This is a genomic window from Embleya sp. NPDC050493, from assembly GCF_044458105.1.
Taxonomy (GTDB): Bacteria; Actinomycetota; Actinomycetes; order Streptomycetales; family Streptomycetaceae; genus Embleya.
In genome coordinates this window covers 460,230-470,626 of sequence record NZ_JBITHP010000005.1, presented here as the reverse complement: position 1 = coordinate 470,626, position 10,397 = coordinate 460,230, and the positions used below count along the sequence as shown (strand labels likewise).

Here is a 10,397-nt window from a genome sequence, read left to right as displayed (position 1 = left end):
ATGCTCATACGTACTCCACCTCCTGGACACCCTGGCGCCGGGTGTAGTCGAGCAGTGCGCGGACCTCGCGGCTGATCGGACCGCGCCCGCGCACCAGACCGATCGTCCTGATCAGCCGCGGGCTCATCGACCGCACGGCCACACTCGACGCGAACGGCTGGGCCAGGTCGGCGTACCACAACACCGACCCGTGTCCGGCCACCACGCACGGGATCCACGCCCCACGGTCGTCGGTCTCCATCGCGACCGTCGGCCGCACGCCGGCCGTGGCGAACAACATCTCGAAGTCGGCCCGCCGCGCGCTGCTGCGGGGCGGCAGGATCATCGGCAGCCCCTCCAGGTCCGTCCAGGAGACCGGATTCGACAGCCGGGTCTGCTTCGGCGAGACCAGCACCACCTCGTACGAGCGCAGCGGCAGCACCTCGAAGCCGCCGGGCGCGGGCAGGTCCACCAGCGCGATGTCCGTCTCGCCGGCGCGCAACGAGGCGAACAGCGCCTCGCGGCTGTCCTGTCGGTCCACCACGATGTGCAAGTCGGGGTGCAGCTTGGCCAGACCGGGCAGCAGGCCGCTGATGCACTCGATCGCGAGCGTCGCGGTGGCGGCCAGGTGCACGGTGTCGCTGTGCGTCGGGTCCTCCACCCGTACGACGTCCTTGATCGCCTGCACGCCTCGAAGCACCTTGCGCGCGAGGTTGACCACCTGCACCCCGGCCGCCGTCGGCACCAGGCCGCGGCCGACCCTGGTGAACAGGATCACGTTCAGCTCGCGTTCGAGGCTCTGCAACGATCGGGACAGGGCCGGCTGGACCACGAAGAGTTCCTGTGCGGCACCGGTCATGCTGCCGTGTTCGGCGACGGCGATGAGGTAGCGCAACTGTTGGAGGGTCACGGGGTATCGATACCTCCGCCCGCGACCGGGCCCGCGACGACCCGTTCGTGCGCTCGGGTCCGGGTTTGCGCTCGACGTACCGCACGTTGGCTGTCGACCATGGTGTTCCTCCAGGGTGTGCCGTGTGCCGGGGACGAGTGGAAAGGTGACGCGGATCGGCCGCGCGGGCCGGCGCCGCGCCCGAGGCGACTGTCTCGAGCACCGTGCCACCCGCTCGGTGGTGGTGCACTTTTCGACCGGCTTCGACCGGCTTCGATCTGCTTGCTGCGACTGGTCGGCTGCGACCGGTGGGGGCGACCGGTTCGCTTGGATAAGTTCGCTCGAATCCGTTCGTTTCGACTGTGGGTCAGAACCAGCTCACGGTCCAGCGGAAGGAGGTGCCGGCTTTCGCGCCCGTGGAGTCGGTCGCGGTCACCTCCACGGCGAACGTGCCCACCCCCCACGCCCGACCGGTGATCACACACGTGAGCGGATTCAGGAACAACCCCGCCGGAAGACCCCGCCCCGCACACGAATACGGCCCGGTCCCACCCGAGACCCCCAGCACCAGATTCACCCGCTGATCGAACCTCGACGCCTGCGCCCCCGGATCCGCCACCGACACCGACGAGGGACCACCGGGGATCGCCTCGGTGGCGAGGGCGACAACGGCGGCGGTACGGACGGCGCGGGCGGCGCCCGTACCGCCGGCGGCGCGTCCGCGATCGAACCGTCCGCGGACGCCGATCGGGGGACGAATCCCCGGATGGGTTTCGGAACGTGATCTGTTCATGTTTCCAGGAGATGAGGCCGATCTCACCCACGTCCAATACCGGTCCGGCATGCATCCATGACGGACCGACATGTGTGCGCCGACACCGCACCGCTTGGGCATGGGTGCATGAGCGCAGGTTCTGAATGCGACCGGGTACTCTCGCGCCACCCGGCCGGTTCACCGCCCCGCGCGGCCAGTTCAGGCCCGGGAGTGGACCCGATGGTCGGCCCCGCGGCCCGGTCCGACGTCGATTCCGGTCCGAGCGGGCGTCGTTGCTTCCGCAGGTCGGCGAACCCACGCTGCGATTCCGCTTCGTCCACGTCCAAGGAGGCGCCAGGTCATGTCCGACTCCGGATCCGGGTCACGACCCCGGTCGACGGCCCGGGCCAAGCCCCGATCGGCCAAACTCGTCGCGCTGTCCGTCGGATTCGCGCTCGGCGCGATCGCCGGCCTCACCGCCCCCGCCTCGGCCGGCGCCCCCGACCGGGCGCCCGCGGCCACCGCCGCGGCGGCGATCCCGCGCTACGACCACGTGGTGGTCGTCGTGCACGAGAACACCAACTACGAGGAGATCATCGGCAATTCGCAGGCGCCGTACCTCAACCAGCTGGCCGCCGGCGGGGCCTCCCTGACCGACTTCCACGGCGAGACACATCCCAGCCAACCCAACTACATGGCGATGTTCTCCGGCTCCACGCAGGGCGTCACCGGCGACGAGTGCCCGCCGCCCGGAGCGCCGTACAGTGCGGACAACCTCGGTCGGCAGCTGATCGACGCGGGTGCCACGTGGGGCAGCTACAACGAGGACTGGTCGGCGGCGAACCCGGGTGCGTGCACGAGTGGTTCGTATGCCCGCAAGCACAACCCCTGGTTGTCGTTCTCGAACGTGCCCGCGGCCACCACGTATCCGGCCACCGCGTTCCCGACCGACTACACCACGTTGCCGACCGTCTCCTACGTGGTGCCCAACCAGTGCAACGACATGCACGACCGCCTGTTCAACCCGGCCTGCGGGATCTCCACCGGGGACACCTGGACCAGGAACACGCTGAGCGGCTACGCGGAGTGGGCCAAGACGCACAACAGCCTGCTCGTGGTCACCTGGGACGAGGACAACTTCCGCAGCGAGAACCGGATCGCGACCATCCTGTACGGCGCGCACGTCAAGCCCGGACAGTATCCGGGCCGCAAGGACCACTACAGCCTGCTGCGCACCTTCGAGGACATGTACGGCACCCGGCGCTCCGGCCAGGCCGCGACCGCGACACCGATCACCGAGATCTGGCAGGACGGTGGTCCGTCGTCGGTGTCGGTGGTGAGTCCGGGTGCGCAGGTGGGTGTGGTGGGTGTGCCGGTGTCGTTGGCGGTGCAGGTGTCGGGTGGGACGCCTCCCTACACGTGTGCGTTTCAGGGGTTGCCTGCCGGGCTGACGGCGTCCGGTGGCGGGTGTGTGGTGACGGGTTCGCCGTCCGCTCCGGGCAGTTCGCAGGTGTCGGTGACGGCGAGGGATGCCGTGGGTGCGGTGTCGGCTCCGGTGTCGTTCGGGTGGACGGTCTCCTCGACGCCGTCGGGTGGGGTGTCGGTGGCGGATCCGGGGGCGCAGGCGTCGAGGTTCGATCAGCGGGTGAATCTGGTGCTGGGGGTCTCGGGTGGGACCGGGCCGTATTCGTGTGCGGGGCGGGGTCTTCCGGCGGGGTTGTTCCTGAATCCGCTCACGTGTGTGATCACCGGTCGGGCGTGGGGGGTGGGCACGTTCGCCGTGGAGGTGACCGCGACCGACTCCACGGGCGCGAAAGCCGGCACCTCCTTCCGCTGGACCGTGAGCTGGTTCTGATCGCTCGCCGCACCGTCGCGTGCGATCACCCGGCCGTCGGGGTGTCGAGGGCCCGAACCGGCCCTCGGCCCCCCGGCTTCCGCCCTTCCCGTGCCGACCCGCAGCCGGAGGCCCAGGATGTACCTGTCGTCCAGCCGTTCCGCCGACCTCGCGTCCGGTGCGCGCGACCCGCGTGCGCAGGCCCCGCCGCCGACCCGGCCCGACGGCCGACGGGTCGCGCCCGTCGTGCTCGTCCTCGGCGTGGTCTCGCTGGTGACCGACGTGTCGGCCGAGATGGTGACCGCGGTGCTCCCGGTGTACCTCGTGCTCGGACTCGGCCTCTCCCCCATGGCGTTCGGCATGCTGGACGGGCTGTACAACGGCGCCACCGCCGTGTCCCGGCTGCTCGGCGGCCATGTCGCGGACCGGTTCCGTCGGCACCGGACGGTCGCCGCGGTCGGCTACGCGATCTCCGCCGGGTGCAAGCTGCTGCTGCCCGCGGCCGGCGGGGTCTCGGCGATCGGCGGGGTACTCGCGGCCGATCGTGCGGGCAAGGGGCTGCGTACCGCGCCGCGCGATGCGTTGATCTCGATGGCCGCGTCGCCGGCCGAGCAGGGTCGGGCGTTCGGCGTGCATCGGGCGATGGACACGGCGGGTGCGTTGTTCGGACCGCCGGTCGCGCTCGCGGTGTTGTGGGTGACCGCGGACGCGTACGACGCGGTGTTCGTGCTGAGCTTCTGCTTCGCCGCGTTCGGGCTGCTGGTGCTGCTGCTGTTCGTCCGCGACCCGACGCCCGAGGCCGTGGCCGCCGGCGCGGATCCGCCGGCGGTCCGCACCTCGGTCCGGCTGCGCGACGCGGCGGCGGTGCTGCGGGTGCCGGGCTTCGCCCGGGTGTGTCTGGCCGCGCTGCTGCTCGGCGCGGCGACCGTCGGCGACGCGATGCTCTACCTGCTCCTGCAACGGCACACCGACCTGTCACCGCACCTGTTCCCGCTGTTGCCGCTGGGCACCGCGCTGGTCTTCCTGCTGCTCGCGGTCCCGGCCGGCGTCGCCGGGGACCGGTACGGACGCGGCCGGGTCTTCCTGGTCGGCCATGTCGCCCTGCTCGGTGGCTACCTCGTACTGCTCGCGCCGCTGCCCGACCGGGTGATGATCGTCGCGATCCCGACTCTGCTCGGCCTGTTCTACGCGGGCACCGACGGCGTCCTGATGGCGCTCGCGGCCCCGGCCGCACCTGCGGAACTGCGCGGCGGGGCGCTGGCCCTGGTACAGACCGGGCAGGCCGGCGGGCGGGCCCTGGGCGCGGCCGGATTCGGCACGGCCTGGACGCTGTACGGCCCGCACACCGCCGGCGTCCTGGCCGTCGCCGCCCTGGCCCTGGCCCTGCTCGCCGCCGCCGCGGCGCTGCCGGCAGGCGGCAGCCTCCCCCCGGGTGACAACCGCCCGACCGGCCCGAGAGGGGCAGCCCGATGACCCGCACCACACGCCTGACCGTGCTCACCGTGGTCACCGCGCTGCTCGTCGGCCTCGCGGTGGTGTACACACTGCGCGCCGCGGGCGACGCGGACGCCGGCCGGGACGGCGACTACGCGACGCTGAGCCTGGATCGCCCCGGCCGGATCCTGTTCCGCAGCACCGCCGCCGACACCGGCCGGGACCACGTCGCGGCGGTCGACGCGGCGCGGCCCGGCGAGCGCGCGGTGGCCGCGCGCAGTTGCCTGGTCTTCCACGCCGCACACGGCACCGGGGTGTGCCTGCGACCGGCCGGGCTCGCGCTGGGCACCTACGACGCGGTGCTCCTGGACGCGAACCTGCGGGAGAAGGGCCGGCATGCGCTGGCCGGCACTCCCTCGCGCGCCCGGGTCTCGCCGAGCGGCCGGCTGGTCGCGTGGACGTCGTTCGTGAACGGCGAGTCCTACGCGGGCCTGAACTTCGCCACCCGGACCGCGATCCTGGACACCCGAACCGGCCGGCTCGACGACAACCTGGAGTCGTACGCGCTGCACCGCGGCGACGAGTCGATCCACGCTCCCGACGTCAACGTCTGGGGCGTGACCTTCGCCGACGACGACAACACCTTCTACGCGACGGTGGCCACCGGAGGACACACCTGGCTGGCCCGGGGCGACGTGTCCGCCCGCTCGCTGCGCACGGTGCGCGAGAACGCGGAGTGCCCGTCGTTGTCCCCCGACGGCACGCGCGTCGTGTACAAGAAGCGGGTCCCCGGCGCGGACGCCGACCGACCCTGGCACCTGTTCGTCCTGGTCCTGGCCACCGGCGCGGAGAGCGCGCTCGCCGAGACCCGGACCCTGGACGACCAGGCCGAATGGCTCGACGACGAACGCGTCGCCTACAGCCTCCCCGGCGACCTCCGCGGCGACATCTGGTCCACCCGCGTCGACGGAACGACCCACCCGACCCTACTCATCCCCCACGCCCTCTCCCCCGCCGTACTACGCAACCGACCGACACCTGAACGCAAGCCGACCCACCCGAACCGACCCCCCCGTTCCGCCCGTCCGGCGCTTGAGGACAACCCACCCGAACCGGGCAACCCCTCCAGCCCGTCCGGCGCTTGAGGACAACCGGCCCAGGCCATCCCACCCGAACCGGGCAACCCCTCCAGCCCGTCCGGCGCTTGAGGACAACCCGGCACAAGCCATCCGACCCGAACCGGGCAACCCCTCCAGCCCGTCCGGCGCTTGAGGACAACCCGGCGCCGGCCGAATCCCGCGCGCCGGCCCCCGCGCGATCAGCGCCGATGCACCACGCGCGCCGACGTCTGGTCCCGCGCCAGCACCATCATCGAGTCGATGTTCACGTGCGGGGGCCGCGTCGCCACCCACCCCACGCACTCCGCGATGTCCTGACCGACCAGCGGCGTCATCCCCGCGTACACCGCCGACGCACTCTCCACATCGCCGCCGAGCCGGTTGAGGGTGAACTCGGTCTCGACCATGCCCGGGTCGATCTGGCACACCCGCACCGGCTGCCCGCGCAGCTCCAGTCGCAACACCCGGGTCATCGCCGTCACCGCATGCTTGGCCGCGTTGTACCCCGCCCCACCCTCGTACGGCTCACGCCCGGCCACCGAGCCGATGGTGATCACCTGGCCGTCACCGGACGCGATCAGCAGCGGCAGGAACGCCTTGGTCACCCGCAGCGTCCCGAGCACATTGGTCTCGTACATCGCGGTCCACGCCGCCTCGTCGGCCTCGGCGACCGACTCGGTGCCGCGCGCGAAGCCCGCGTTGTTGACCAGTACATCGCACCGCTCCACCGCGGCGGCGAACGCGGCGACCGAGTCCGGATCGGCCACGTCCAGCGGCAGCGCCCGGCCCCGCCCGGCACACCGCGCGACCACCTCGTCCAGCCGGTCCTTGCGACGCGCACCGAGCACGACGTCGTAGCCCAGACTCGCCAGATGCACGGCCGTCGCCGCACCGATCCCGCTGCTGGCGCCGGTGACCACAGCGCAGCCTCGGGACGGGGCAGCGGGAATCGTGTTGTCGCCCTGGGTCATCACGGGTTCCTCTCGTCGTGTGGCGGTTGCCGGAAAACCGCCCTCGCGGGTGTGCGGCACCACGTTGCCGGCCTCCCGGCACCGTATGCCGCACCCGGACGAGGCCGTGTCGGGCCCCTGCGGACCCGCCCGCCCCAGGCCCCGCACGAGCGGGCGACACGTGCGCCCCACGCCACCGGCCGATCCGGGTGGGCGTCGCGCCGATTCCGGGCGCGGCGCCCCGCCCCGGGGCGGTCGAGGTCGGGCTCACTCGAAGAACATCGTCTCCGCGTCGTTCGGGCCGTGCGGCTTCCAGGTCTCCAGGCCGGCCCCGTTCGGCGATCCGGTCGCCACGAACGCGGCCAACGCCCCGCCGAACGCGGCGAACAGTTCACCGGCGGCGACCCGGTCCGCGCCACGCACCAGCACACTGTCCGCGAAGGCATCGAACGTGCCGAACAAGTAGGGCAGTTCGGCACAGTGCGGCGCGCCGAGGCCGAGTTCCGCGGCGGGGATCGGCCGGTCGAAGCGATACAGGTAGGCCGGGTGCCCCTGCCAGGCGCGGGCCCGGGCCACGTCGCGCGTGCCGTCGTGAAAGACCCGGTCGCTCATCACGTCGGCGAACACCTGGCCCGGGGTGGCCTCCGGGCGGCGCCCCGCATACCGGTCGTAGACGCGCCCGCCTTCGTCCCGCAACATCCGCAACACCTCCCCCCGACCGGCCTCGCGCACCGAGGGTTTGAACCCGAAGAATGCCGCGGCCTCCTCCCGCGTGGTCCCGATCAGCACGTCCTTGTCGGCCAAGGCGCCCTCCCGCACCGCCTCGCGCAGCCCCCGGCGCACGCCGAAGCCGCCGAGTACCGGATACATCGGCGGGGCCACGCTCGCGGTCACCGCCGTGTCCCGGACCAATCCCGCGTACGTCCGCACCAGTTGCTCCACCGGAAGCGCGCGCAACCCGGCGGCGAGGTCGTCGTCGGGCATCGGCCCGAGCGCGCCGAAGTACTTCGCGGCCGCGGCGCGAGCGGCGTCCGGGCTCTGCTCCGCCAGGCCCAGGGGCGAGCTCTGCGCCAGCACCCGGCGAATCAGTGGCCCGGTCTCCGGGTCGACCGCGAGCAACAGCGAGGTCCACGCCCCCGCCGACTGGCCGCCCACCGTGATCGTGTGCGGGTCGCCGCCGAAGGCCGCGACGTTGTCGTACACCCATCTCAGCACCGCGCCCTGGTCGCGCAGGCCGAGGTTGTCCGCGCCCATCTCGGGCCGGTACAAAAAGCCCAGCGGCCCGAGCCGGTAGTTGGCGGTGACCACCACGATGTCCCCGAGTGCGGCGAGTCGGGCGCCGTCGTACCAGTCCCAGCCGCCGCATCCGCTGGTGAAGCCGCCGCCGTGGAACCACACGAGCACCGGTCGCGAGGCGCCGCTCGCGCACGGGGTCCACACGTTGAGGGTGAGACAGTCCTCCTCGGACCAGTCGGGCGTGCGCGGGCCGACCACGAGTTCGAGCCGTGAGGGGCCCTGCGGTACCGAAGGACCGGAGCACACCGTGTCCCGGACGCCCGCCCAATAGGCATGCGGCCGGGGCGGCGCGAAGCGCAGATCGCCCACCGGCGAGGCGGCGTACGGGATGCCGCGGAAGGATCGCACCGGACCCTCGTCCACACCCCTGATCCGCCCGCGATCCGTGGTCACCACGGTCGACCGAGGGAGTGGCGTACCGGGCTCGGCGCAGCCGGTGGGCCGACGGTACCCCCGGCGGTCGTTGTCGTCGTTCCACTCGTTGCTCATCGACATTCCCCCTGGAAGCGGCTCGGGAAAAGGTGCGCGCACGGATGGCTCATGCATGCCGGCCGTTCTACGACCCGTGCACGCGACTCACCAGTCAGCGGACGCGAACTGCCGGAAGACCACACCGGGGGGCGGTGGATTGCCGATCTGCGTCACCGCCGGGATCGACGCAATAACCGAGAAAGCGCGGCGCAAGGCACGACTGCGAGGGTGACCCGCTGGTACCGAAACGGCCGAATCCTCCGGTGCCGACAGGCCCGATTCCCGATCGAAAGGGAAGCCATGGCACAGCGTCAGTATCCGCACGAGCTGAGAATCCACACCACTGTCGACCCGCCCGCCGCCGCCGCGTGCCTGGCCCGCTCGGCCACGTTCGGCAGCTTCGTCGTCTACGAACGGCACGGGGTGTGGACGTTCGCCGGCGGCGCCGCCGGCGAGGTGATCCTGGATCGGGCCGGCTTTCGGGTGCGTTGGGGTGCCCACGAGCGGCGGTTGCCGGTAAGCCACGATCCCAGCCGCGACCTGGCGAGGATCATGGCCGACGCCCCGGTGGAGGACTGGAGTCTCTACGGTTGGGCCGGCTTCGAGTACGCCTACGCGCAGGCGGGCATGCGCGACCTGCTCGACGACGGGACGCTGCTGCACATGGTGGTGCCCCAGGTCGAGATCAAGATGTCGGCGAACCACGTGGTGCTGCGGGGCAGCGATCACCGACTGCTGCAGATCCTCGCCGATGTGGTGCAGAACGCGCCCGCCGATCCGTACCCCGAACCCTCACCGGTATCGGTCGACGAGATCGGTGCCGACGCCTACCGCGACGCGGTCGCCGCCGTGGTCCGCGACATCGACAACGGCAAGCTGCGCAAGGCGATCGTCTCGCGGGCGGTGCCCGTCGCGTTCGATGTCGACCTGGTCGCGACCTATCTCGTGGGCCGCCGGCACAACACCCCCTCGCGCTCGTTCCTGCTGCGGCTGGGCGACCTGACCGCGGCCGGGTTCAGCCCGGAAACCGTGGTCGAGGTGGACCCGGACGGGTCGGTGCGCAGCCACCCGCTGGCCGGTACCCGCGCGTTCTTCCCCCTCGATCGGGCCCGCACCGCCCGGCTCAGGGCAGACCTGCTGGGAGACCCCAAGGAGGTGTTCGAACACGCGATCTCGGTCCAACTCGCCTGCGAGGAGTTGGCCCGGATCTGCGCACCGGACTCGGTGCGGGTCGAGGAGTTCATGAACGTCCTCGAACGCGGATCGGTCCAGCACCTGGCCTCGGCCGTGAGCGGTCGCCTGGCGGTCGGCATGGACTCCTGGGACGCCTTCGCCGCGCTCTTCCCGGCGGTGACCGCCTCCGGGATTCCCAAGCGCGCGGCGTTCGAGGCGATCCACCGGTACGAACCCGGCCCGCGGGGCCTGTACAGCGGGGCGGTGCTGACCGCGGACGCGCGGGGCGGCCTGGACGCGGCACTCGTGTTGCGCACGGTCTTCCGACGTGCCGACCGCACCTGGCTTCAGGCGGGCGCGGGCATCGTCGCCGGCTCCACGCCCGCGCGCGAACTGGAGGAGACCTGCGAGAAGATGCGCAGCGTCGCGCAGTTCCTGGTGCCCGAGTCGGCCACCGCGATGGCGGCCGGCTGAAGCCCACCCGGCATGCACGAAGTCC

At 72.0% G+C, this 10,397-nt stretch carries 8 protein-coding genes; 4 read left to right on the top strand and 4 right to left on the bottom strand.

The features are described from left to right. Positions 1 to 4: 4 nt before the first annotated feature. Together ACIBM5_RS14075 and ACIBM5_RS14070 are read right to left on the bottom strand one after the other, a co-directional pair. A complete protein-coding gene (locus tag ACIBM5_RS14075) occupies positions 5 to 889 on the bottom strand; it encodes a LysR family transcriptional regulator (protein WP_396007066.1) in 885 nt (294 codons plus the stop codon). Positions 890 to 1,235: 346 nt separating this feature from the next. Continuing rightward, a complete protein-coding gene (locus ACIBM5_RS14070) occupies positions 1,236 to 1,661 on the bottom strand; it encodes an Ig domain-containing protein (RefSeq protein WP_396007065.1) in 426 nt (141 codons plus the stop codon). A 322-nt stretch (positions 1,662 to 1,983) separates the two neighbouring features. On the opposite strand from ACIBM5_RS14070, the gene ACIBM5_RS14065 reads away from it, so the two are divergent. The 3 genes from ACIBM5_RS14065 (at position 1,984) to ACIBM5_RS14055 (ending at position 6,035) form a co-directional block, all read left to right on the top strand. Further along, positions 1,984 to 3,477, top strand: a complete 1,494-nt coding sequence (locus ACIBM5_RS14065; protein WP_396007064.1) for an alkaline phosphatase family protein — start codon at positions 1,984 to 1,986, stop codon at positions 3,475 to 3,477. Positions 3,478 to 3,594: 117 nt separating this feature from the next. Then, positions 3,595 to 4,929, top strand: a complete 1,335-nt coding sequence (locus ACIBM5_RS14060; protein WP_396007063.1) for an MFS transporter — start codon at positions 3,595 to 3,597, stop codon at positions 4,927 to 4,929. Next, positions 4,926 to 6,035, top strand: coding sequence for a TolB-like translocation protein (locus ACIBM5_RS14055; protein WP_396007062.1), 1,110 nt, complete (start codon positions 4,926 to 4,928; stop codon positions 6,033 to 6,035). The genes ACIBM5_RS14060 and ACIBM5_RS14055 overlap by 4 nt, the downstream gene beginning before the upstream one ends. 173 nt (positions 6,036 to 6,208) lie before the next feature. Here ACIBM5_RS14055 and ACIBM5_RS14050 read toward each other — a convergent pair whose 3' ends face one another. Beyond that, positions 6,209 to 6,979: an SDR family NAD(P)-dependent oxidoreductase gene (locus ACIBM5_RS14050; RefSeq protein WP_396007061.1), complete on the bottom strand. Its 771-nt coding sequence runs from the start codon at positions 6,977 to 6,979 to the stop codon at positions 6,209 to 6,211. Between the two features lie 246 nt (positions 6,980 to 7,225). Continuing rightward, positions 7,226 to 8,743, bottom strand: a complete 1,518-nt coding sequence (locus tag ACIBM5_RS14045) for a carboxylesterase/lipase family protein (RefSeq protein WP_396007060.1) — start codon at positions 8,741 to 8,743, stop codon at positions 7,226 to 7,228. A 282-nt stretch (positions 8,744 to 9,025) separates the two neighbouring features. Here ACIBM5_RS14045 and ACIBM5_RS14040 point away from each other — a divergent pair, with 282 nt between their 5' ends. Then, positions 9,026 to 10,372, top strand: coding sequence for a salicylate synthase (locus ACIBM5_RS14040; RefSeq protein WP_396007059.1), 1,347 nt, complete (start codon positions 9,026 to 9,028; stop codon positions 10,370 to 10,372). Positions 10,373 to 10,397 lie beyond the last annotated feature (25 nt).

Bases quoted from the DNA above. Each gene is read 5' to 3' on its own strand.
- ACIBM5_RS14070 (WP_396007065.1), bottom strand. From the start codon at position 1,661: ATGAACAGATCACGTTCCGAAACCCATCCGGGGATTCGTCCCCCGATC.
- ACIBM5_RS14065 (WP_396007064.1), top strand. From the start codon at position 1,984: ATGTCCGACTCCGGATCCGGGTCACGACCCCGGTCGACGGCCCGGGCC.
- ACIBM5_RS14060 (WP_396007063.1), top strand. From the start codon at position 3,595: ATGTACCTGTCGTCCAGCCGTTCCGCCGACCTCGCGTCCGGTGCGCGC.
- ACIBM5_RS14055 (WP_396007062.1), top strand. From the start codon at position 4,926: ATGACCCGCACCACACGCCTGACCGTGCTCACCGTGGTCACCGCGCTG.
- ACIBM5_RS14050 (WP_396007061.1), bottom strand. From the start codon at position 6,979: ATGACCCAGGGCGACAACACGATTCCCGCTGCCCCGTCCCGAGGCTGC.
- ACIBM5_RS14045 (WP_396007060.1), bottom strand. From the start codon at position 8,743: ATGAGCAACGAGTGGAACGACGACAACGACCGCCGGGGGTACCGTCGG.
- ACIBM5_RS14040 (WP_396007059.1), top strand. From the start codon at position 9,026: ATGGCACAGCGTCAGTATCCGCACGAGCTGAGAATCCACACCACTGTC.